Annotated in this window: 18 protein-coding genes and 2 pseudogenes; 11 read left to right on the top strand and 9 right to left on the bottom strand. The window is 58.9% G+C overall.

Going from position 1 to position 22,618, the window contains the following annotated elements; genetic code table 11:
* Positions 1–221: 221 nt before the first annotated feature.
* The 3 genes from AWB68_RS33650 to AWB68_RS33640 all read right to left on the bottom strand — a co-directional run bounded on the left by AWB68_RS33650 (position 222) and on the right by AWB68_RS33640 (position 2,613).
* Positions 222–668 carry a VOC family protein gene (locus AWB68_RS33650; protein ID WP_087648613.1) on the bottom strand — a complete coding sequence of 149 codons (447 nt, stop codon included), beginning with the start codon at positions 666–668 and terminating at the stop codon, positions 222–224.
* 250 nt (positions 669–918) lie between these two features.
* A complete protein-coding gene (locus AWB68_RS33645) occupies positions 919–1,821 on the bottom strand; it encodes an ABC transporter substrate-binding protein (RefSeq protein ID WP_235028628.1) in 903 nt (300 codons plus the stop codon).
* Positions 1,822–1,872: 51 nt separating this feature from the next.
* Positions 1,873–2,613: an SDR family NAD(P)-dependent oxidoreductase gene (locus tag AWB68_RS33640; protein WP_087648612.1), complete on the bottom strand. Its 741-nt coding sequence runs from the start codon at positions 2,611–2,613 to the stop codon at positions 1,873–1,875.
* A gap of 146 nt (positions 2,614–2,759) precedes the next feature.
* On the opposite strand from AWB68_RS33640, the pseudogene AWB68_RS33635 reads away from it, so the two are divergent.
* The 10 genes and pseudogenes from AWB68_RS33635 to AWB68_RS33590 all read left to right on the top strand — a co-directional run bounded on the left by AWB68_RS33635 (position 2,760) and on the right by AWB68_RS33590 (position 14,481).
* Positions 2,760–4,378: pseudogene (locus AWB68_RS33635) on the top strand (site-specific integrase).
* 751 nt (positions 4,379–5,129) lie between these two features.
* Complete coding sequence (locus tag AWB68_RS33630; protein ID WP_087648611.1) at positions 5,130–5,336, top strand: hypothetical protein; 207 nt, start codon at positions 5,130–5,132, stop codon at positions 5,334–5,336.
* A 27-nt stretch (positions 5,337–5,363) separates the two neighbouring features.
* The gene (locus AWB68_RS33625; RefSeq protein WP_235028626.1) at positions 5,364–6,752 is read left to right on the top strand and encodes an MFS transporter; all 1,389 of its coding nucleotides are present in this window, start codon (positions 5,364–5,366) and stop codon (positions 6,750–6,752) included.
* Between the two features lie 134 nt (positions 6,753–6,886).
* Positions 6,887–7,906, top strand: a complete 1,020-nt coding sequence (locus tag AWB68_RS33620) for a zinc-dependent alcohol dehydrogenase family protein (protein WP_087648610.1) — start codon at positions 6,887–6,889, stop codon at positions 7,904–7,906.
* Between the two features lie 56 nt (positions 7,907–7,962).
* Positions 7,963–9,420, top strand: coding sequence for an NAD-dependent succinate-semialdehyde dehydrogenase (locus AWB68_RS33615; protein ID WP_087648609.1), 1,458 nt, complete (start codon positions 7,963–7,965; stop codon positions 9,418–9,420).
* Between the two features lie 119 nt (positions 9,421–9,539).
* The gene (locus AWB68_RS33610) at positions 9,540–10,931 is read left to right on the top strand and encodes an MmgE/PrpD family protein (RefSeq protein WP_087648608.1); all 1,392 of its coding nucleotides are present in this window, start codon (positions 9,540–9,542) and stop codon (positions 10,929–10,931) included.
* 155 nt (positions 10,932–11,086) lie between these two features.
* Complete coding sequence (locus AWB68_RS33605) at positions 11,087–11,929, top strand: hypothetical protein (protein WP_087648607.1); 843 nt, start codon at positions 11,087–11,089, stop codon at positions 11,927–11,929.
* Between the two features lie 60 nt (positions 11,930–11,989).
* Positions 11,990–12,649 carry an aspartate/glutamate racemase family protein gene (locus AWB68_RS33600; RefSeq protein ID WP_062639689.1) on the top strand — a complete coding sequence of 220 codons (660 nt, stop codon included), beginning with the start codon at positions 11,990–11,992 and terminating at the stop codon, positions 12,647–12,649.
* A gap of 43 nt (positions 12,650–12,692) precedes the next feature.
* Positions 12,693–13,490, top strand: a complete 798-nt coding sequence (locus AWB68_RS33595) for an HpcH/HpaI aldolase family protein (RefSeq protein ID WP_087648606.1) — start codon at positions 12,693–12,695, stop codon at positions 13,488–13,490.
* A gap of 25 nt (positions 13,491–13,515) precedes the next feature.
* The gene (locus AWB68_RS33590; protein WP_087648605.1) at positions 13,516–14,481 is read left to right on the top strand and encodes a 2-hydroxyacid dehydrogenase; all 966 of its coding nucleotides are present in this window, start codon (positions 13,516–13,518) and stop codon (positions 14,479–14,481) included.
* 66 nt (positions 14,482–14,547) lie between these two features.
* On the opposite strand, the gene AWB68_RS33585 is transcribed toward AWB68_RS33590, so the two are convergent.
* A complete protein-coding gene (locus AWB68_RS33585; RefSeq protein WP_087648604.1) occupies positions 14,548–15,477 on the bottom strand; it encodes a LysR substrate-binding domain-containing protein in 930 nt (309 codons plus the stop codon).
* 568 nt (positions 15,478–16,045) lie between these two features.
* On the opposite strand from AWB68_RS33585, the gene AWB68_RS33575 reads away from it, so the two are divergent.
* Positions 16,046–17,464, top strand: a complete 1,419-nt coding sequence (locus tag AWB68_RS33575; RefSeq protein ID WP_087648603.1) for an aldehyde dehydrogenase family protein — start codon at positions 16,046–16,048, stop codon at positions 17,462–17,464.
* 122 nt (positions 17,465–17,586) lie between these two features.
* Here the strand turns inward: AWB68_RS33575 and otnK are convergent, their stop codons facing one another.
* From otnK to AWB68_RS33550, 5 genes and pseudogenes are all read right to left on the bottom strand, one after another.
* Positions 17,587–18,867, bottom strand: coding sequence for a 3-oxo-tetronate kinase (gene otnK / locus AWB68_RS33570; protein WP_087648602.1), 1,281 nt, complete (start codon positions 18,865–18,867; stop codon positions 17,587–17,589).
* 86 nt (positions 18,868–18,953) lie between these two features.
* Positions 18,954–19,823: an NAD(P)-dependent oxidoreductase gene (locus AWB68_RS33565; RefSeq protein WP_087648601.1), complete on the bottom strand. Its 870-nt coding sequence runs from the start codon at positions 19,821–19,823 to the stop codon at positions 18,954–18,956.
* Entirely contained in the window at positions 19,820–20,737 is a 918-nt protein-coding gene (locus AWB68_RS33560; protein WP_087648600.1) for an NAD(P)-dependent oxidoreductase, read from the bottom strand. Before AWB68_RS33560 ends, AWB68_RS33565 begins: the two co-directional genes overlap by 4 nt.
* A 160-nt stretch (positions 20,738–20,897) precedes the next feature.
* Positions 20,898–22,379, bottom strand: coding sequence for an aldehyde dehydrogenase (locus tag AWB68_RS33555; RefSeq protein WP_087648599.1), 1,482 nt, complete (start codon positions 22,377–22,379; stop codon positions 20,898–20,900).
* Positions 22,380–22,432: 53 nt separating this feature from the next.
* Positions 22,433–22,534: pseudogene (locus AWB68_RS33550) on the bottom strand (SDR family oxidoreductase); the annotation flags it as partial.
* Positions 22,535–22,618 lie beyond the last annotated feature (84 nt).

Here is a 22,618-nt window from a genome sequence, read left to right as displayed (position 1 = left end):
ACCGAGCCTCAAACCGTCGCAAAGACGTTGAATGCGCGTTGCAATTGCACAATGCGAAAAGATCGTCGCAATAGCCGCGCAGTTAGAGGAACGCGGCTTCTGCTGACATGTATTTCAGCAACCTGTTAGCGGCCTTCCACGATGACGCGCGCTACTGGTATTTCAGCAACCTGCTAGGCGGGCATCCGTAAACGTTTAAGGCATCCAATCCGGGCCGAGCGTCAGCCGTAGACCAACTCGGTGCTCTGTCCGACCTCGATAATATATCCATCCGGATCGCGGATGTAGCAGCGCGTCTCGCCGTACTTGGGGATCGGCTCCGAGATGAACTCCGCTCCTCGACTTTTCCATAATTCATAGCATGCTTGAATATCTGCAACGCGGAAATTCAAAAAGCTGTTGATGTGATTCGGGTCGGGGACGCTGAGCGTTACCGTCGGCTTATCCGGGGTCGGCCCGCCTCCAACATTCAGAATCATCCAGATATTCGCAAGCTGAAGGTACCCAGGCGCGTTGCCGTCACCGAGGCTCAGAATACGAGCGCCGAAGACCTTTTCGTAGTATCGAGCCGATCGCTCGATGTCGGCGACGGTGAGAAAATGCGCGATGCTGATCCCTTCTCGCGGGGGCATCTCATAGCTATTCTGCTCGATTTGTACGCTGTTCATTGAGGACTCCGATTCAGATATAGTGCTCTCTAGTATGCGCCTCAAGTCTCCCGCCTATGAAATTGAACGGGAATTCCGGCATTTCTAGCTCACCAGGTGATGCAAGTCCCTTCGGCCACAAACCGCCGTTCACGTGCGTCGTCGGTCGGACGTTCACGCGTCGGCTTCACCCCGTAAACGGCCATGCAGAAGAGATATGACGCCACAGCGCGGGTCGACTCCTGGTCATCCTGATTGAGTAGCGGCCCGCTTACGAGGCCGGGAGGTACATCTGGTCGGCGGTTCCCGCTGGGATGCCAAGTTCGGTGGCGACCGCGGCGACCCCCTGCTGGGCGACTTTGAGGTCCACCCGACCGTCGGAAGTGAAATACGGGCGGACGTACCGCTCGTAGTATTGCTCCGCTTCCTCGCTGGTCAGTCGGCCCAACATCGAAGTGATGTATTTGACGGCCAGACCGGGTTGTTCGGCGATCGTCTTGAGCGCCCGCTTGTTGGCCCGCACCAATGCCTGCAGGGCCGGATCGTCAAGTGAGATGCGCGCAGGATCCACGGCGAGGCCCACGGTGGGGATCTGGAAGTGGTCACCCACCCAGCACAGCACCGAAAAACCCTCCTCGAGGGCGACCTGTTCGGGCGCTAACGTGCTGCCCACGTAGGCGGCGTCAATCGAGCCGTCGCGAAGGCGTCGCAGGTCCATCTGGTAGTCCCCCGGGATCCGTTCCACGCATTCCAAGTCGCGATCGGGGTCCATCCCGTGCTTGCGCAGCACGATCCGCGCGAAAACCCCGGGGGCGGTGCGAGCCCCGTGGACCGCCAGTCGGCGCCCTCGAAGACCGTCCATGGATTGCACCCCGTTGGCGCCAAGGAACCAAAAGAGCGGACGATGGGTGTTGACCGCGAGGGCCGTCCATTGGATACCGTCGGTCAGCCGCGACAATAGAGTTCGGCCCAGACCGATGGTTGCGCCGGCGCGCACGCGTTCAATCTTCCACACGGCTCCGTCGCGGAGGGCGACGTGGATACCTTCATCTTCGAAATATCTCTCTTGATCGGCCACATGCGCGATCAGCTCTTCGTGAGTACCACTCCCCATATGAGTCAGGTCAATCGAGTGCATGGCAATTAACACCTCTGTCAGGTCAATCAATCGCATTGGCAAAATAACTGCTCTCCGAGTCTCGGACGATTCGCGTGCTCGTTGTGTTCACTCCATGCCAAATCCCCCACTCACCGGAATGTAGTGGCCGGTGGTGAAACCCGAAGCGTCACTTGCCAGGAACGCCACCGTATTGGCCACCTCGTCGGGACGGGCGAGCCGTCGCATCGGTATGGACGCCGCGATCGCCTCCAGCCGTTCGGGCGAGACTAGCCCAGTCGAAGTAGCGCCCTCCACGGTGGTCGGTGCGACGAGGTTGGCGGTGATTCCGTGCGGCGCCAGTTCCAAAGCGACGTACCGCACGAACTGGTCCAGGGCAGCCTTGGCGGTGCCCAGGGTAATCATCCCATCACGCGGATGACGCGACAGCAGGGTACTCATATAGATCAGCCGCCCATGGCCACGAGAAATCATTCCCGGCACAACAGCCTTCGTTGCCAGGAAGGCGGCACGCAGCTCAGTGTCGAGCTTGCCACCGAGTTGCTCCCATCTCAGGTTGGCGAACGAGGTAACGTCATACGGCGTCAACGCGTTGTGCACGAGAACGTCGACTTCGCCCCACCGCTGCTCGATTTCATCGACCATGGTCGCGACATCGTCAGGCTCGGTGACGTCGGCTTTAATCGCCACGGCTTCTCCACCGCCCGCGACGATAGTCGCGACCACGTCCTCGGCGTGGGATGCGCTGGCGCGATGGTTGACGACCACCTTGTACCCGTGTTCGGCCAGAACCACCGCAACAGCCGCGCCAATGCCCCGGCTGGCTCCCGTGATTAGCGCGACTGCCATGAGATCACCTCCACCTTAACGCTGGCCTGGTACTTTTTCGCGGAGCGTATACGCCGCCCCACATCGAGTAACTCAATTTTAGGATATTCCTAACACCTTCGCCCGAACCTCACCGAGTGGACTTTCCCGATGCCGACGAACTCGCCATGCTGCGCGCCTGGTACGCCGGCATGCGGGTTCGCAAAGCCGCGGACCGCTATGTGGCGGATCGAATCGCGGCAGGGCAGTCGGCGCGCGGCCTGCTCGGCCAGCTTCGACGGCGGTTGGCGAAGTTAGCGCGGCAGGCCTGCCGGCCGGATCTCGCCGCTGTTTTTGAACACGCAAACGGTGAGCGTTTCCGGGAAGCGAAGGCGGTCGCGGACGCGATCGACGTTCTGCGACATGCAGGGCCGCCCACACCGCAGATCAGTGACACATCGGACTGTGGCTGCCGGCTCGCGCCGTTTCTGTGCTGCGTGCACATGACATTGCGACGCTGGCGGACCTCACAGTGCGGATCCCGCGCCGGCGTCAGTGGTGGAAAGCGGTTGCCGGGCTCGGCCCGGCGAGCGCGCGGCGGATCGAAGCGTTCTTCGCCGCGCATCCGGCACTGTCCGAGCGGGCGCGCTCCCTGATAGCGGTCTGCGGTCCTGGCGCAGTCGTCCCGTGGGAGTCGCTCCGGCTGCCACACGAGGTCGATGGCTCGACGGGAGCCTTTCGCGCGCCGCGGCACACCTGCACGCTCGACGCCAACAACGATTACGCAGCCGTGCAGGCATGGCTGTCGCTGCACGAATCCCCCGCAACGCAGCGAGCCTACCGTAAGGAAGCTGAACGCCTGATCCTCTGGACGATCGTGGACCGTGAGCGGGCGCTGTCGTCGCTGACGACAGAGCATGCGATTGCCTACAGAAGTTTTCTGCGTCGGCCGACGCGGCGCGAGCGCTGGGTGGGACCCATGCGCCCGCGCACCTCGCCGGAGTGGCGACCCTTCTCCGGTGGGCTGTCGGCGCGCTCAACCGCCTACGCGCTGTCCGTGCTCGGCGCGATGTTCCGCTGGCTGATCGAGCAGCGCTATCTGCTGGCCAACCCGTTCGCCGGCGTCAAGGTGCGCGGCACCAGCCGCTCAACCGTGCTCGACACGTCCCACGCTTTTACCGAGGTCGAGTGGATGCTCGTGCGCGCCGTTGCTGACGGACTTGAGTGGTCGTATGGCTGGGAAGCGCCGGCGGCGCAACGCCTGCGTTTCGTGCTGGACTTCGCGTATGCGACCGGCCTGCGCGTGAGCGAACTGGTCGGCGCCTGTCTCGGCAACGTCGAAACCGACGCCCGGGGCGATCATTGGCTGAGCATCATCGGGAAAGGGCGCAAGGCGGGCAAGGTCGCGCTGCCACCACTGGCCCGTACTGCGCTGGACCGATACCTGGTGGCGCGAAGGCTGCCGGTCACGCCGACCCGCTGGCATCCCGACACGCCCCTCATGGCAGCCTCGAGCAGGACCGCGCGACAGGCATCAGCGGTGTCCGGCTATGGGAGGTCACACGGCGGTTTTTTGCGAAAGCGGCCGAAGTCTCGAGGCGGACAACCCGGTGCTCGCGGAAAAGCTGCGTCGCGCGAGTCCGCACTGGACTCGGCACTATGTACCCACGCCCTGGCTCGCGGCGCCGAACTGACCACGGTACGGGATAACCTGCGCCATGCTTCGATCGCGACGACGTCGATCTACCTGCACCGCGACGAAGTCAAGCGCGCCCAGCAGATCCGGAACGCCTTCGCGGAAAGATAGGGTTCCAGCTGAACCGCCCTGAAACGGCATGATTTTTCCGGTTTATATAACCTGGACGCTTATGATAGGAATTCGCGCGTACCTCGTTCATCCCCCTGCAAGTCCGGGGTCGCTAAGCTCGCGCGTTCAAGCGGTGAGCGCGCTCACGGATAGCACTAGCACTGACTTGACTCAATTCCAAAGTCCACGGAAGCACTGCTCGACGACATCGCTTCGTTCATGCGCGAGCCTGAGTAGCAAAACAGACCTTTTCGTTCAAGCGCTTCGAAAGCTCGTTATATCGATCGACTTGAAACGCCCATACGCTTCGGCAGCACTGCTACGCCCGGAAAGGCAGCTGGTTCACTTGCCACAGAAATCCAGGATGTTGAGCAAGACAACCCTCTGACAATTTGTCAGATCTAATTCAACCTGGTACTTCAGCAAACGACAACAGGACAAGGACAGAAGTCCCACCGAGGGACCACCCGGTAGATCGCTCTTAAACCGTATGAAATTCTGCGCATCGGAGACACCGGGTGCGTCGGCGGTTAGCTTAGCTTACCCACTAAGAAGAATAATCAACTGTACGCAGTGGAGTTCACAGCGCAAACTAGCCTTACAAGATGGCTATTAGCCGAATAAGCACGGAGACAACTTTCTATGAGCCCGTCCACCGCAATGGTGGCGTGTGCCGCGCCAATCTGCTGTTGATCGGGGACGCTTTCCGGACAACAGTCAAGCCTCAAAGCGCTATCTCGTGCGGAGCGAGATGTCAAAGAGGCTCGGTGCCACCAACGAGTTTGTGCCGAGGCAGTCTCTCATTCGCCAGCAGAAGGCGAAGTTTTATTCGTTCCTGATGTGCGCATCAACAGCAGCTATCGGCAAGCAGCCGTGCGCTGCGTGGGCGTTCAACACCGGCGACTGCGGTAACACTCTCCCGCGCGGCGTAGTGATGGGCTTCTATGCGAGTGACTAGTGTGGTGGTCTTATCAGGGGACTTCGGATGAGCAATAGAGTGAATGCTGGTGCGCGGCTTGATCGCCTTCCGATCGGCCCTTTCCATACGCGCGTCTTATGGCTAATCGGAATGGGTATGTTTTTTGACTCATTCGATAATACGCTTTCAAGTTCGGTCCTTGCCGCAATGCTCAAAAGCGGCTGGTCAACGTTGCAGCTGAATTCCGTTTTCATGTCGTCAACGTTCGTCGGGCTGACGATTGGTGCAGCACTCGCCGGTTGGTTGAGCGACAAATGTGGACGTCGCTTTGCCTACCAGTTCAACCTCGCGATCTTCGGTGGGATGGCGCTTGTGTCGGCATTCGCCCCGTCGATGCCGTGGCTCATCGCTGCTCGCTTCATTATGGGCATTGGGATGGGTGCTGAGTACGTCATGGGGTACGGCCTCATCATTGAATTTGTTCCTCCGTCGCATCGCGGCAGATACCTGGGCAAACTCGCGCTAATTGGAGGCTCGGGTGTCTTCGTTACAGCAGTGGTCGCAACATTGGTTGTTCCTTGGATCGGATGGCGCCCAATGTTCGTGATTGGCGGTATCGGTACCCTTTGGGTCTGGTGGATGCGTCGTCACCTTCCCGAGTCACCCCGTTGGTTGGAGCGTGTGGGTCGCCATGCTGAGGCGGAAGAGATTATGCGGGCGATCGAAAAGGACGCCGGCGTTACGACGCCGCTTTCGTCTGCTCCGCAAGCGACAGCGCCGGCCAAAGAGCCGCATTGGGTACCACTTTCCACGCTTTTCTCGAGGACCGTCATCCGGCGTACCTTGCTTGCTATCGTGGTCAACGTTGTCTGTCTGTTTGGATCGTATAGTCTCACCGGATGGATGCCAACGTTCTTTGTCAAGCAAGGTATGAGCGTCACCCATTCGCTGGGCTTCACGGCGGCAATGATGGGCGGCTGGATTGCGGGACCGCTGTTCCTTTCGTACGTCTCGGACAAGATGGGACGACGTACTGCGATCATGGTCTTTGCGGGCGTGTGCGCTTGCCTGGGAGCGATCTACCCGTTCCTCACATCGGCAACAGCGATCATCTCGTGCGGCTTCCTGCTCGTATCGTCAGTGGCAATATTCCTGACCCTCGGTCTGGGCATGACACCAGAAATGTTTCCGACGGAATATAGATTCCGTGGGGGCGGCGTGGCTCAAATGTTTGGACGGCTTGGTTTGATTGGTTCGCCCTTCATCGTGCTTGAGTTATTCAACCGCTTCGGAATCTCCGGCGTTGTTTTCGCCATCTCTGGAGCATATATCTTCATCGCGATTCTCATCATGGTGGCTGGTATCGAGACCAATCAACAATCTCTCGAGGCATTGGAGCCTGAGGAATTGCCTGAGGCGGAGACTGCGCTCGCGTCGACCGCGACTCGACGCTAACAAACGACGAGATTGCGACGTATCAGGCAATGCAATGGGCGCCCCGGCGAGGGCGCTCATACGGCTTACTAGTAACTACAGAGTGAGTTGCCTGAATCAAATTGACGGCCAAACACTGAAGAGGAAATTCGGACATGCGCGGTATCGTCTTTCGCGGTGACTCCACTCTGGAACTTGCAACCTTCCCGGATCCCACGCCGGGCGTCGGCGAGGTCGTTCTCCAAATCAAGGCTTCTGGGATGTGCGGAAGCGACCTGCACTGGTATCGTCGACCGGCCGGAGAAGTTCCGGCGGTCATTACTGGTCATGAGCCGTGTGGAGTGGTCGTCGCAGTCGGCCCGGGCGCGGTTGGTCCTCATGCACGGATTGGCGCACGTGTGATGGTGCATCACTACAGCGGATGCATGGGTTGCCCGGACTGCCGTTCGGGATGGCCTCAGATGTGCCGTACCGCACCGATCACGGTGTATGGAACGGACGCTCACGGCGCACACGCTCCCTACATGAAAGTTCGGGCCGATACGCTAGTTCCGCTGGATGAACGGCTCAGCTTCGAGGCAGGCGCCGCCATCTCGTGTGGAACCGGTACAGCCTGGGGCGCATTTGAGCGCATCGGCCTATCTGGCCGCGATACCGTTGCGGTGTTTGGGCAGGGACCCGTGGGTCTGTCTGCAACGATGCTTGCAAAGGCTCAAGGCGCTCGCGTCATCGCACTTGATATCGATGAAAGTCGTCGTAAAACGGCGAAAGAATTCGGCGCCGATGAGGTGATCAATCCGCTCGATGGTTCAGTTGCCGAGGCAATTCGGCAACTAACCGATGGCAAAGGCGCAAGCATTTCGTTGGAAACTTCCGGCGCTGCTGCGGCAAACCGGGACGCACTTGAATCAGTAAGCCCTTGGGGCACCGTGTGTCTGGTCGGGATCGGCTCGGAATTCAGCCTGTCGCTGGCCAAGTATCTACGCACTCAGGTTCGCATTCTGACGTCGTGGACGATGTCAGTCCAGGGGCAGCGGGCATGTGCCGACTTCGTCGTAGACCGGGGCCTCAATCTCGACGCATTGTTCACCGACCGTTGGCGCCTGGATCAAGCGCAAGAAGCTTATCAAGTCTTTAACCGTCAAAGCGGCGGCAAAGGCGTGTTCTTGATGTAGTAGCGGCGGTCGTAATTGCAAGTCGCTCCACAGGAATATAGATAATAGGGAATCGAATGAGCACTACCAGAGCAGAAGCGGCCAGACGGTATCCGAAGTTGGGCCAGCTCATCGCAGGTAAGATGAGATACGAAAGCGGTCAACCGTCCTTGAATGTCATTGATCCCACGACCGGCTTGGCTCTTGGTCCTGTGCCGATGGCGACGGAAGGCGACGTTGATGAAGCGCTTGCTGCGACGAGCAAGGGATTCGACACCTGGCGAAATACATCTGCGTTCGAGCGCAGCAAACTTATGCGGCGCGTTGCGGATCGTATGCGCGAGCGAGCGGAAGCCCTCGCTGAACTCTTGGTCCTGGAATTAGGTAAGCCGTGGAATGAGGCGCTTGGAGAGGTAGAAGTGGCGGCCGGGATGTGGGAGTGGGCGGCTGAGGAGGGTAGACGCGCGTACGGACGCGTCATCCCGTCCAGAGAGTTAAACGCGCGCCAGATGGCGCTTGTTGAACCTGTGGGTCCTGTTGCCGCCTTCGTCACCTGGAATGGGCCGCTAATTACGCCCTCACGAAAGATGTCAGGCGCTCTGGGGGCGGGCTGTTCGATCGTGCTTCGCGCTTCCGAAGAGGTACCGGCATGCGCGTTCGCGCTAGGCCAGATTGTGTACGAATGCGGTCTGCCAACTGGCGTGCTGTCGGTGCTTGCAGGCGAACCCGTGATGATGTCCAGCAAGTTGCTGGAAAGTCCTGTCGTGCGTGCCGTTACATTTACCGGTTCGACCGCCGTTGGGAAGTTGCTGTCGCAACAGGCCGTCGCACACATGAAGCGTCCGATCATGGAGTTAGGCGGTCACGGACCCGTGTTGGCTTTCGAGGGTATTGACGTTCAAACATTCGCGAAACGCGCGGTGGCCGCCAAGTTCGCCAACTCGGGACAGGTATGTTTCGCCCCGACCCGCTTCTATGTGCACCGCTCAATCTACGCGGATGTTGTAGACGCTATGACCGCGGAGGCGAAGAAGATCGTCGTGGGTTGCGGCTTTGATTCCACGACGCAGATGGGGCCACTGAAGAGCGAAAGGCGTCTCAAAGCAATCGAGGATCTCGTTGCCGATGCCAAGCTGCGCGGGCTGAGCATAACCACCGGCGGTAAGAGGATCGATCGCCCGGGGTTCTTCTACGAACCCACTATTGTTGCCGATGCGACCGTTGAAGCGAAGCTGTCAAACGCCGAGCCATTTGGCCCGATCGCGGCATTGACGCTGTTTGATACCTACGATCAAGCAATAGCCTTGTCGAACCGACTGCCCTACGGCCTCGGCGCTTACGTGCATGCGCGCGAATTCGAAACGCTCCACCGCGCGGTGAACGACCTCGAAGCGGGCAATATCATCTGCAACGGTTGGCGCGTCACATACCCGGAAACGCCCTTTGGCGGTCACAAAGAAAGCGGAATGTTTTCAGAAGGCGGCATCGAAGGGATTCGGGCGTTTCAGAACGTCAAGTACGCGTCGTTGTCGTGAGGTGCACTGAAGTCAGCGAAACTTACCACGCTGTCGAGGAAAACGAACTGTACTTAAACGAGTGCGACGCGCAGAATTTAAACGACGATATAAGCCCCGAATTACTGAGCAACTTCTTCATGAAAGACGAACTGGACCTCTGCTATCACTTTGCCGACTTCGCAGCGAATACATGCTACGAAGATCTGCCCGACGACGCAATCGAATCCGCGAAGAAGACTATTCTCGACACCTTGGGCGTGACATTGGCTGCGAGTGGTATGGAGCCTGCAGTGAAAGGTTTGGTAGAACTGCTCGAACAAAGCGGCGGAAGCGCAGAGAGCACGGTCCTCGGTTTCGGCGGCAAACTGCCGGCAATTTCGGCAGCATTTGCTAACGGTTCGATGGCTCACTGTCTGGACTTCGACGACCAAACTCCGTGGGGCGCACACGCAGCGAGCTCGATTGTGCCGTCCGTTTTTGCACTAGCCGAACGCATGGGCGGCGTGTCGGGCAAGAAGATCATCACCGCCGTCGCCATCGGGCAGGATCTTTTCGCACGCCTGCGTTGCAATGTCGGCTGGAATCAGAACTGGAACCTGTCGTCGATGGTCGGCGCATTCTCCGCAACGGCGTCCGCGGCTCACATACTCGGCCTGTCCGCCAGGCAGACCTCACATGCGTTCGGTATCGCGAGCCAGCAGTCGTGCGGGACGATGGAAGTGATCTTCGCAACCGGCAGTGACTTGCGTGGCATGTACGCCGGATTCACTGCGAAGGGTGTCGTCATTGCCGCCTTGCTCGCGCAGAAAGGCATTACGGGCATAGACACGTTGTTCGAAGGCAAGGCCGGGATATTCAACGTTTATTTCGGCGGGAAGTACGATCGCGAGAAGATGCTTGACGGGCTAGGCGAGCAGTTTCTCGGAAGCACGACGCTCTATAAGGCATGGCCCGCCGTCGGTAATTCGCATACCTATATCCACGCGGTCATCGAATTGATGAAGGAAAGGCAGATCGCACCGAAGGACATTGAAACGATCCGAACCTACGTCGGCGATTTCACATACACCATGTGCACGCCACTCGACGTCCGCCGCGCGCCGGCCACACTCGTCGATGCAAAGATGAGCTTGCCATTCATCGTCGGCGTTGCGGCCAGCAAGGGAAAGATGGAAATAAGCGATTTCACCGAGCACGCGCTGAAAGATTCCGATGTGCTGGCGATGGCGGCCAAAGTTACGCCAGTACAGGACCCGAGCCAGAACTGGACGTTCAAGCTGCCTGACGGCCGAATCGAGATTACGACGAAAGACGGGCAGGTGTTCGAGAGGCTCGGAGACAAGGTTCCTGGCAGCCCCGAAGCACCGCTTACCTGGAAGCAGCTCTCCGAAAAGTTTGCAAGTTGCGCATCCGTTGCAGCTGTGCCTCCGTCGGATGCCGGCATCAAAAAGGCTGAGCGAATGATCCGTCGGCTCGAAGCGGTCGGTGACGCTACCGACGTACTGCGAGCCGTAGCCGAAACGTCATAGCAGGGAATGAACCGCGTGAAGCGGTGTTATTCGTCAGCGCAAAGGAAAATGTGTATCGAGCGTAGGATTCCTAATGGTTACAACGAATTTGAATTTGCGCCGTCGGGCGCATCCGCAATGAAACGCGGGCATGTAATGACCGTAAGGAGGATTAAATGCGAGTATCAGAAGCGTCGTCGACAGACTTCGGCAGGATCGGAAGCAACATGCGGGAAGGGGTCCTTGAGCAGAAGTTCTTGTTGCAAGGAAAGCCCGGCTCTCCCAACAATTATTTGATTAATGTGGGCCGGACGGGCGCCGGCGGCTGGACAGCGCCAAGTCACCGTCACAACTTCGATCAGATTCGCTACGTCATCAAAGGCAGCTTCCCGTACGGACAGGGTAAGAGCATGCCCGAAGGTTGGGTTGGGTACTTCCCAGAAAGCGTGTACTACGGACCGCAAGACCGTCCCGAAGGCTTGGAGATGATGGTCTGCCAGTTAGGTGGCGCGCAAGGGTACGGATTCGTCAGCGTCGAAGAGCGTGAGGCGGCGAATCAGTTGCTCAAAACCAAAGGCGAATTTAAGGACGGTATCTACACTTGGTATGACGAGTCGGGCAAGAAGCATAATCAGGACGGGTTTGAGGCCTGCTTCGAACAAGTGATGGGTCGCAAGCTGGAATATGCTCAGCCGCGATACAACGACCTTGTACTGATGAACCCGGCGAATTATGCCTGGATTCCAGAACCGACGAATGGCGTCTTTTCAAAATGGCTCGGCTCGTTTACGGAACGCAATACACGAATCGGTTTTGTGAAGGTGGAAGCCGGGGCGTCGTTTCCCGCAGGGTTGCAACCGTCCATCGAGTTGCTCTTCCTGAGTAAGGGCAAGATCAGCCTTGAAGGCAAAGAGTACGGTCTTCACTCGGCGTTTGAGTTCGCCGCGAACGAAGGTCCTGTGCCGCTCAGGGCGGTAGAGGAAACGGAATTTTTCCGTATCGTGATGCCAACATTCTGACGCTACTGTCAAACAAAGCATATCGTCTAACGTTGCTTTTATACGGAACCCTCTTAGGCTATGACTACGATTGCCGTAATTCACACCGGACCGGTTACAGTTCAGCCAATCAAGGAGCAAATCAGTGAGCAAATTCCTGAGGCGCGCGTCATAAATATTATTGACGACAGCTTGCTTGCCGATGTACGAACTGCCGGGCATCTGACGCCCGAAGTTGCCAGTCGAATCAACTCATACATGTCCAATGCACAAGCGATGCATGCCGACATTATTTTGAACGCATGCTCCTCGGTTGGCGAGGCAGTTGACTACGTCCGCCACTTCGTTACAACCCCGATCGTCAAAATCGATGAGGCGATGGCCGAGGAAGCGAGTTCGATTGGCCGCCGAATCGGCGTCGTCGCAACTGTTTCGACGACGCTCGAACCGACCGTGCGACTGATCAAGAAAAAGGCGGCCGAACTAGGCCGCACGATTGACGTGACGGAGCGGATCGCGGAAGGCGCGTTCGAGGCGCTGCTTAGTGGCGACGCCGCGAAACATGACGAGATCGTGAAGGGCACGATCTCGGCTCTGACGGAGCAGGTCGACGTGGTTGTGTTGGCGCAGGCTTCAATGGCGCGACTCGTTCCGCAGTTGCAGGGCGTGCGCATCCCTGTGCTATCCAGCCCGCAAAGCGGTGTCGCAGCGCTCAAGCGAGCACTCGCCAACATGCGCTAAACGGAAAGCGCGCAAGCGCTTCTTGTGTACTCGAGGGGACAACATGAAAGTAACCGCGCGGGAACTAGTTAGAAACGTCGTGAAGGAGAAACTGGCGCGCGATGAAGTGGCGCTCTCCATGACGGTTCGACTGGTCAGAACGGCTGAGATCGTAACGATTGCCAAAACTGCGGGTTTCGATACGTTTTACATTGACCTAGAGCACAGCACGCTGTCGATGGAAACGACGAGCCAAATCTGTATCTCGGCCATGAACGCAGGTATCGCGCCATTCGTTCGCCTGCCGAATCTCACGTCGGATGTGATCGCCCGCATTCTGGACGGTGGCGCGCTGGGGGTCATTGCGCCGCATGTCGAGACCGCCGAGCAGGCGAGGCAGGTCGTTCGTGCGGCCAGGTTTCCGCCGCTGGGCGAACGCTCTCACGGCGGCGTGCTGCCGCACATGGGCTTTCGCTCGTTTCCGACTTCCGAAGTGGGTGAGGCAGTCAACGACGCGACGATGGTCGTCATCATGATCGAGACAAAGGAAGCGCTCGACGTGATTGACGAGATTGCCGCGATCGAAGGCGTGGACCTGCTCTTCATCGGGACCAACGACCTGTGCGCATCGCTTGGCATTGCGGGTCAGTTCGAGCATGAGAGCGTGCGCGATGCTTACACCAAGGGCATTGCTGCATGTCGAAAGCACGGCAAGCACCTCGGTGTCGGCGGCCTCAATGCTCATCCGAAACTCGTCGCGCAGTTCGTGGAAATGGGCGCGCGATATGTCTCGACTGGCACCGACATCTCATTTCTGGTGAGCGGAGCAAGCGCCAAGGCCGCGATGATGCGCGACCTCTGACTGCTGTCCTTCAAGGATCTTGCTAATGAACAAAATCGTAGTTTATAAGCCGCTGCCCGAGGAAACGATTGAGTATCTGCGTTCTCACGCGGATGTTGCAATCGTCGATCCGAAGCAGCCAAACGCGCTAATCGACGCGCTCAAGGACGCTGACGGCGCCATCGGAACCGGCGTGAAGATGAACGCGGAAACGCTCGCGGGCGCGACACGTCTGAAGGTGTTATCCACCGTCTCGGTGGGATTCGATGCCTTCGATATCGATTATCTGAATCAACACGGCATCTTGCTGACCAATACGCCGGATGTCCTTACGGAGTCGACCGCCGACACTGCGTTTTCGCTGGTTTTGCTCACGGCCCGGCGCCTCGCCGAACTCGATGCGTTCGTGAAGGCTGGAAAGTGGACCAAGAAAATCGGTGAGGATAAGTTTGGCGTGGATGTTCATCACAAGACGCTGGGTATCGTTGGGCTGGGCCGTATCGGAACGTCGGTCGCCCGGCGCGCTGCCTTGGGCTTCGAGATGAAGGTTCTGTACGTAGGCCACGGCGTCAACGAGCGCGCTGAACGCGAGTACGGAGCGAAAAAGGTGGAACTGGAGGAACTTCTCAGCACGTCCGACTTCGTGTTGTTACAGCCGCCCTTGACCGCGGAGACGCGCAACCTCATCGGGACGCCGCAACTGAAGGCGATGAAGCGCAGCGCGTTTTTGATCAATGCATCGCGCGGGCAGATCGTCGACGAAGCGGCGCTCGTCGAGGCGCTCAAAGACGGCACCATTGCCGGCGCAGGGCTCGATGTCTATCTGGAAGAGCCGCTCTCGGTCGAGTCGCCGCTCCTGAAGATGAACAACGTGGTGACGTTGCCGCATATCGGATCCGCCACACAGGAGACGCGACGCGCAATGAACAAGAACGCTGCCGAGAACCTCATCAGCGCGCTGAACGGCACGTTAAAGTCAAATATGATCAATCCGGAAGTGTTGCAACGCTGAGAGAACGTGCGCGCTGGGGCGAGATTGAAGGCCCCAGTTGCGTCGCGCCCTACAACGCCAACCCGACTACTTCGACAGGTTATTCACGATCTCGATCATCTTGTCCAAAATCGGATCGTTCTGCCTGCGTACCCATCCGAAGATAAAGCGAGTTGAATAGTCCAGGTTCGTCAGTGGGATGACCGTCAGGTCGCTCGGATACTGGAAGTTCTTGCCCATGACCGCCAATCCGATGCCCATGCCGACGGAAATAAGGTTGAGTTGCGAGGCGATCGTGCTCACCTCCTGGACGATGTTCGGCTCGAACCCGGCTGCCTGGCAGAACGCATGCAACTGCCCATAGCTCAGACTACTGCTGGACTTTGGATCGACTACGAACCCTTCGTCCGCTAGATCGGCGAGCATAAGCGACTTCCTCTGCGCAAATCGATGGTCGTTTGAAACCGCGACACCCAGGTGGCCGGTCTGGATGCACAGCGAATCGAGAACGATGCCTTCGCGCTCGATGTTGATCTCAGTGCGCCGCTTGCCCGGATGCGGACTTGGCCCCAAGTGCATGAAGCCGGCATCGATCTTACCCGCTGCGAGAGCCTTAGGTTGTAGCGAGGTCGAGAGTTCGACCAGCGAAAGACTGATCTCCGGATACGTCTCGCGGAATTGCTTGACTGCGGCGCGAAAGATCGAATGCATCAGAGTCAGCGATCCGTATCCGATACGCAGCGTCCCTGTCATGCCATGTCCAACACGTTTGGTCAGGATGATCGCTTCGTTCAAATCGTCCATGACCCGCACGAGCTGGGGCAACAGCGTGCGCCCGGCCGCAGTGAGCTTTACCGTGTGCGCGAGCCGTTCGAAAAGTGGTGTTCCGAGTTCGCCTTCTAGGTCGGCGATGATCTGCGAGACGGCGGGTCGGGTGATGTGTAATCGCACGGCGGCCCGTCCAAAGTGCTCTTCTTCCGCGGCCGCAATGAAATATCGAAGATGCCGAAGTTCCATCTCTATTGTGTCTCCTTCAACTCGGCCTGTTAGAAAGACTGGAGCTTCAACGGGCGCGGGCGTTGTCTCAGCATGACGCTCATGATTCTTCGTGTCGGTTAGCGCCGCTTACCAGGGCACCATAATAGCTGACTTGACCCAACGTCTGTGCGATTTCAAACTTCTATCATCGTCGCTTTGGATGCGGCTGATGGCCAGGCGCTTCGGCGTCGACGTAGAGCAGGAGACAGCAGTGAGCCTTTCGGGAACATCGTTACGCACGCTCGTCGATAAGTGGATTGGAGTGGCGAACGGAATACGCGTCACGCAGTTCAGCCACGGTCGCAAAGAGCAATACAGGTTCGTGCGTGTTGAAGGACCAGCGGACGACCGTCCCTTAGCGTTCATCTTCTTTCGCCACGCCGACGGGAGCTGGTGTGTCTTTCCGCCAGAGCGCAGGCGGCCTGCCATGAATCTCGGCGCTTGAGCGCGAATAGCGCTTGGTCCACGGGCCGCGATCAAGACAAGCACACACTTTACAAGGCCACGCCAAGCGAGACGTGGCCGACTATATCAAACAGGAGAGCATATGCGATCGTACGAGAAGTGCTATATCAATGGCGAATGGGTTTCTCCGCTTAGCCGTAGCGAATGGACCTTGGTGAACCCTGCCACCGAGGACCCGATCGCAAGCGTCATGTTGGCCGGCGCGCAAGACGTTGATCTGGCGGTGAAGGCCGCGCGGGCTGCCTTAGCCTCGTTCAGCAAGACATCGAAAGGCGAGCGCATCGAACTGCTCGAATCCATCATCGACCGCTTCGTTCTCCGCGAACATGATCTCGCAGAAGTCGTCACGCTCGAACTGGGTACGCCAATTTCGCAGAATATTCATGCACCGGCCGCGCTCGGCTCTTTCAAGCAAGCACTGGCAACGCTGAGGGAATACGAGTTCGAGTACCGCCTGGGGCCCAACACGGTTCGTCGCGAACCCATTGGCGTGTGCGGCCTGATTACCGCGTGGAACTGGCCTCTTCAGCTTCTCGCAACGAAGCTCGCCTATGCGTTGGCTGTCGGCTGCACGGTGGTTCTCAAGCCGAGTGAATTCACTCCGTTGAGTGCCATCCACCTCACGGAAGTGCTTCACGAAGCGGGCGTCCCGAGAGGCGTCTTCAACCTCGTGCTTGGCGACGGCCCCATTGTGGGCAATGCTATTAGCAAGCACATGGACATCGACATGGTGTCGTTCACCGGGTCCACCAGAGCCGGCGTCTTGATCGCAGAAGCGGCCGCGCCCTCGGTCAAGCGCGTTGCGCAGGAGCTAGGCGGAAAGTCGGCGAACGTGATTCTCGACGATGCGGACTTACGCGCCGCGGCCAAATGGAACGTCACACGCGCATTTTCGAATTCCGGTCAGTCATGCCATGCGCCCACGCGCATCCTGGTTCACGCCAGCCAAGAAGATGAACTGTTGGCATTGCTTCAGGAAGAAGCGAAGGCAGTGAAAGTGGGGAACCCGCTCGACCCGCAGGTGACCATGGGCCCAGTGGTCAACAAGCTGCAATTCGAGCGAGTGCAGGACTACATCAGGATTGGCATCGAGGAGGGCGCCACCGTTCGCGTTGGCGGCGTCGGTCGTCCGGACGGACTTGAACGCGGTTACTTTGTGAAGCCCACCATATTCTCCAGCGTGACGCCACAGATGCGCATCGCGCAGGAAGAAATATTCGGTCCTGTGCTTGCCGTCATTGCTTATCGGACCGAGGAAGAAGCCATCGAGATCGCGAATGGAACGCCGTACGGTTTAGGCGCGTACGTGTTCTCATCGAATCGGGAACGAGGTGGTTCCGTCGGCCGTCAACTTAAGGCGGGCCGTGTCTTTCTCAACGGTGCGACAAGCAACACCGAAGCGCCGATGGGCGGCTACAAGCGTTCCGGTAACGGACGAGAGATGGGTGTCTTCGGGCTCGAGGAGTATCTCGAGACCAAAGCCATGATCGGCTTCGACTGACGAGAGGTGCGTAGCGACTAGACGCTAGGAGCGCTCCATGTTGCAAGAGTGGTAACGCCTCGTGGAGCGTCTTCCTGCATAGCTCAAATGGAAGGCGTTTCGCCACATCAGGTGCATCTTCATCATGCGGCCACTTGCGCGCCATTCAACGCTTCCAGAGCTTTGGCGAAGAAGTTGATCGTCCCAAAATTGCCAGACTTCAGAGCCAGTCCCAACGGCTTGGCGCAAATGGATTGCGTCGCCGGTATCCCAGGATCGATTTGGGGTCCAATGCGCAGCGAGCGGACATCGAGCGCCTGAACCACTGCACCTGACGTCTCACCGCCCGCGACAACGAACTTGCGCACACCCACTTCACGCAATTTGCATGCGATGGAGGCCAGCGCTGTTTCGACCAAATGCCCCGCCTTCTCAACGCCCAATTCCTTCTGCACAAGCTTCACTTCGTCCGTCGATGTCGTGGCGTAGATCAGCACCGTTTCATCGTGTCCGCGCACGAATTCGACAGCACGCTCGACCACCGGTTCGCCGCGAGACAGCGCGATCGGGTCGATGCGAAAGCTCGGCCGCGATGCACACCACTCGGCCACCTGCGCATTAGTCGCTTTCGATGCGCTCCCGGCAAGCACGACCGAGCCGCCGTCAATGCGCGGAAGGTCGGCGGCATCGCCCGCGTACACGAGCAGGTTCGCCGAGTGGAAGTTCTGCGGCAACCCGAGTGCTATCCCCGAGCCGCCAGTAACCAATGAGAGGTCGCGGCATGCCCGGCCGATTGTGTACAGATCGGCATCCGAAACTGCGTCGGCAATGGCCATCCGCGCGCCGTCCTCCTTCAACTCCTCGATGCGCGCACGCACGGCCTCTGCGCCTTTCGCGATGATGTCGTATCGAATGAGTCCGACTATGGACTTGGTCTGCCGCTGCAACACCCGTACGAGATTGGGGTCCGACATGGGCGTGAGCGGGTGATTCTCCATGCCCGATTCGTTCAGCAACACGTCGCCGACGAAAAGATTGCCGCGAAAGACTGTTCGGCCGTTTTCTGGAAACGCCGGGCAGGCGATGGCGAAGTCGCCCCTCAACGCATCGAGCAACGCATCCGCGACCGGGCCGATGTTGCCTCGATTCGTAGAGTCGAACGTCGAGCAATATTTGAAGAAGAACTGCCTGCAGCCCTGTGCGCGCAACCACTCCAGCGCGTCGAGCGATTGCCGCACGGCTTGTTTGCGAGGAATCGTGCGCGACTTTAGCGCGACGACGAGCGCATCGGCTTCGATTTTTACATCCGTATCCGGTGCACCGATAGTTAGAACCGTGCGCATGCCGCCGCGCACCAGCATATTGGCCAGATCGGTCGCGCCGGTGAAATCGTCGGCGATGCAGCCGAGCAGTGCCTGCGCCATTGCTTCGCTCCCTCGGGGATTCCGTTGCCCGTATTGGTTGTTAGACTGAGTTGCGCAAACCGCTGTCCGCAGAGTTCATCGGAGAATCAATGGGAGCTTGGTGCTGGCAACCCCGCATCGATCTCCCAGATCGTCGCCAACTCGTCGATACTCGCCGATTCGCCGAGTCGGTGGGACGCAGCATCCAGCGTGGACCGGACCATCGTTGCGATGAGCATCGGTGCCCCGTAACGCATGCCTAGCGCCGATGCTTTCCTCAAGTCGTTTGCGCAGTCGCCCACCGTAGCATCAGCCGTTTGCCCATTCGCGGCGAGAGCCGGAAGCACACGCGCGGCCGCGCTGTTGTAACCCGAACTTTTGTTCAGTACGGTGGCCATATCTGCAACCGTGAGTCCGTTCTTGGCGCCCATGGCGGCGCACTCATAGGTGATGAGGCGGTTGCATGCCGCAATTGCCGCGACGACCAGACGCATCGCGTGCCCGCTCCCGGCATCGCCGCAGTGAATCACCTTCGGGCACACCGCTTCAAGAATCGGTCGCACAGAACCGAGCACGTCGGCCGGGCCACCAAAGAAAATCGCCGATGCGTCCGCAATCGCTTCAGTGTTCTCGGTGTGAAGAGGTGCATCGACAAGCGTGATGCCGATGTCGTTCAAGTTCTTCGAAAGCGACCGGCTATTGTCCGGGTCACCTTGCCCCACGTCGATGACAACGTCGATGCCCTTCAGCCAGTCCGTGTCGCGAAACAGCGCCTCGCGCGCGTCATCGGCATCGGTGCATAGCACGACGACGTCTGCACCCTTGGCCAGATCCACAACGCTCTTCGCTTGTTCGGCGCCCTCGCATTGCAGAGAGCCATTGTTTATGTCGAAGATGCGAACCGAATGCGTCTTCGCCAATGCCTGCGCGACAAACGCGGCTACATCACCGCTTCCCGCTACTCCAATCGTAGTCACTTTGCCTCCTGGTTCGCGACATTCTTCTGCATCTCAACGAACTTGGTATCCGCCATTGACTCGATGACGCCGATCATCTGTTCGAGTTGCGCGTCTTTGCCGAGTGAATTTAGGCCGATCTGCAGAAGCGAGCGCGCAGCGCCGCCTATTGGCATGGGGACTTTCTGCTCTGCGGCCAAACCGATCGCCTGATGGATGTCTTTGACTTGAAGCGCAAGCCAGAACTTGGTGGACTGACGCCCTTCCGCGATGGCAGGCAGCATGCCCTGCGAGGTGTAGTTACGAGCCGTCGTTGCGTTGATCGCCTCGGTCATGAGTTCGAGGGGCAGGCCGAACTTTCGCCCCATCGCCACAACCTCCAGAGTCGCCAGGCGGCAACTGACGTTCATCATATTGTTCACGGTCTTCATGGTTTGACCGTTACCCACGCGTTCGCCGCAATGAAAGACGTTCGGGCTCATCGCGTGCAGTACCGGCAGCGTCTTCTGAAACGCGTCGTTCGGGCCCGAAGCGATGATTGAAATGGTCCCGGCAACGGCTGTAGCCATCGCACCGGAGACGGGCGCGTCGAACAATGCGACGCCCATCTCTTCGAGTTGACGTGCGAACCCGTTGGTTTCAGCCGGCACGCCACTCGTTTGATCGATGACGATCTTCCCCGGAGCCAGTCCGTCGGCAACACCGTTCGCACCGAAAAGCACCGCCTGGACGTCCGAGCTTCTCGGCAAGCAAAGCAGCACGACATCGCTGCTACGCGCGAGTTCCGCGGGGGTTGCCGCTGCTGTGGCGCCCAGTTCGACGAAAGCACTCACAGCCTTCTCGTTCAAATCGAACACGCTCAACGGAAACTCGCCGATCAGATGACGCGCAAGCGCTCCACCCATGGCGCCCAGCCCGATATACCCGATGCGCATTTATCTCCTCCTGACTTTTGATTGCCGATGATGTCCCCGGCCGACGGCCGCACAAACAACGCGGCGCAAGGTTATGGTGCGCCACGGCACGGTCTGCGTCGAGTCGCATTTTCTCGGCGTGGTGGTAAGTGCGTCTTACCGGGTATGACCAGGACCGCTGCTACCGCTGCACGAACGGATTCGCTGGCGCCTTCTCGGAGGTAGAGAGAAAGACGCTCTTGGTCTCGAGGAACTCATGAACCGCTTCGATTCCGTTCTCTCGACCGATGCCCGACATCTTCATGCCGCCAAACGGCATCATGAAACTGTAGGCCCGGTATGTATTGACCCAGACGGTCCCGGCTTTCAGGGCCTTTGTCATGCGCATCGCTCGGCCGATGTTCGCGGTCCACACGCCCGCGACCAGACCGTAAATCACGCTGTTCGCCAACGCCACGGCATGCTGCTCGTCATCGAACCCGATGATGGACAGCACCGGACCGAAGACTTCCTCTTGCGCAATGCGCATGTCGTTGGTGACGTTCGTGAAGATGGTCGGCTCGACGAACTGGCCGCCCGTCACACCGGGACCGGCCGCGGGCTTGCCGCCGAGAATGCAACGGGCGCCCTCGCGTCTTGCGATCTCGATGTAGTCAAGCACCTTCGCATATTGAGGAGGCGTTGCGATGGGCCCGACGTTCGTCTCCGGCTGCATCGGGTCGCCGAGCCTCACACCTCGCGCGAGAGCGAGCAGGCGCTCAGTGAAACGCTCCTTGATCGAATTCTGCACGAGCAGCCGCGAACCGGCGATGCACATCTGGCCGGCCGCACCAAAGATGCCTGAGACGACGCCGACTGCGGCAGCATCGAGGTCCGCATCCTCAAAAACGATATTCGGCGACTTCCCGCCCAGCTCCATCGCGACGCGCTTCATGCCTCGCGCCGCAGTCTCGTAGATCCGCTTGCCTGTGATGTCCGAGCCGGTGAAGCTGATCTTTGCAACATCCTCGTGCTCGACGAGCGCAGCGCCAGCTTCGTTGCCAAAGCCCGTTACAACATTAAAGACGCCATCGGGCAATCCGGCTTCTTTGGTGAGCGCCGCGAATTCGAGCGAGCTCGCCGACGCGAATTCCGAGGGCTTGACGACGACCGAGCATCCGGCGGCCAACGCGGGAGCGCACTTTAACGACAGGAATTGCAGCGGCGAATTCCACGCGGTCAGCGCCGCGACGACGCCCACAGGCTCATGCGTGGTGAAAGCGAAGACGTCGACCTTCTCCACCGGCATGACCGCGCCTTCAATCTTGTCCGCGAGCCCCCCGTAGTAGTACCAGTATTCGGGAATGGTTTTCAGCTGACCCTGCATCTCCGAGAAGACTTTGCCGTTGTCCCGCGTCTCTGTTGCGGCGAGTTGCGCGGCATGCTGGACGATCAGGTCGCCTATGCGCCGCATCACCTTGCCGCGCTCGGTTGCTGTCATCCGACTCCACGGGCTGTCGTCCAGCGCGCGCTTGGCGGCTTTTACGGCGCGAGCCGAATCTTCAGCGGTCCCGCGAGGAATCCTTGCCCAAGACTTGCCGGTGTAGGGATTCACTGTGTCGATCCACTCGCCTTTCGCGGGATCTTCGGGCTTCCCGTCGATCCACAGCTGATATGTCTTCACGCACCTGTCTCCAAGATTGCGTTCACGGGTCGAACGTTGGGGTGATTCGTCGATCAGAGGCCCGCTGTCTGTCCGCCGTCCACCACGACTGCATGACCAATGGCGAAACCCGCTAGGTCGGAACACAGCCAAAGGACCGTGTTGGCGATCTCCTCCGGGCGGCCTAGTACTACTGTGTTAAAAAATAAGGCATTATTCGCTTATCTTCAAGTGACCTGTGAGGAAGGCGATGGAAATCC

The organism is Caballeronia choica (assembly GCF_001544535.1).
Classification (GTDB): domain Bacteria; phylum Pseudomonadota; class Gammaproteobacteria; order Burkholderiales; family Burkholderiaceae; genus Caballeronia; species Caballeronia choica.
This window is presented reverse-complemented; position numbering and strand designations above follow the sequence as displayed.

Bases quoted from the DNA above. Each gene is read 5' to 3' on its own strand.
- AWB68_RS33650 (WP_087648613.1), bottom strand. From the start codon at position 668: ATGAACAGCGTACAAATCGAGCAGAATAGCTATGAGATGCCCCCGCGA.
- AWB68_RS33645 (WP_235028628.1), bottom strand. From the start codon at position 1,821: ATGCGATTGATTGACCTGACAGAGGTGTTAATTGCCATGCACTCGATT.
- AWB68_RS33640 (WP_087648612.1), bottom strand. From the start codon at position 2,613: ATGGCAGTCGCGCTAATCACGGGAGCCAGCCGGGGCATTGGCGCGGCT.
- AWB68_RS33630 (WP_087648611.1), top strand. From the start codon at position 5,130: ATGTCAAAGAGGCTCGGTGCCACCAACGAGTTTGTGCCGAGGCAGTCT.
- AWB68_RS33625 (WP_235028626.1), top strand. From the start codon at position 5,364: ATGAGCAATAGAGTGAATGCTGGTGCGCGGCTTGATCGCCTTCCGATC.
- AWB68_RS33620 (WP_087648610.1), top strand. From the start codon at position 6,887: ATGCGCGGTATCGTCTTTCGCGGTGACTCCACTCTGGAACTTGCAACC.
- AWB68_RS33615 (WP_087648609.1), top strand. From the start codon at position 7,963: ATGAGCACTACCAGAGCAGAAGCGGCCAGACGGTATCCGAAGTTGGGC.
- AWB68_RS33610 (WP_087648608.1), top strand. From the start codon at position 9,540: ATGAAAGACGAACTGGACCTCTGCTATCACTTTGCCGACTTCGCAGCG.
- AWB68_RS33605 (WP_087648607.1), top strand. From the start codon at position 11,087: ATGCGAGTATCAGAAGCGTCGTCGACAGACTTCGGCAGGATCGGAAGC.
- AWB68_RS33600 (WP_062639689.1), top strand. From the start codon at position 11,990: ATGACTACGATTGCCGTAATTCACACCGGACCGGTTACAGTTCAGCCA.
- AWB68_RS33595 (WP_087648606.1), top strand. From the start codon at position 12,693: ATGAAAGTAACCGCGCGGGAACTAGTTAGAAACGTCGTGAAGGAGAAA.
- AWB68_RS33590 (WP_087648605.1), top strand. From the start codon at position 13,516: ATGAACAAAATCGTAGTTTATAAGCCGCTGCCCGAGGAAACGATTGAG.
- AWB68_RS33585 (WP_087648604.1), bottom strand. From the start codon at position 15,477: ATGGAACTTCGGCATCTTCGATATTTCATTGCGGCCGCGGAAGAAGAG.
- AWB68_RS33575 (WP_087648603.1), top strand. From the start codon at position 16,046: ATGCGATCGTACGAGAAGTGCTATATCAATGGCGAATGGGTTTCTCCG.
- otnK (WP_087648602.1), bottom strand. From the start codon at position 18,867: ATGGCGCAGGCACTGCTCGGCTGCATCGCCGACGATTTCACCGGCGCG.
- AWB68_RS33560 (WP_087648600.1), bottom strand. From the start codon at position 20,737: ATGCGCATCGGGTATATCGGGCTGGGCGCCATGGGTGGAGCGCTTGCG.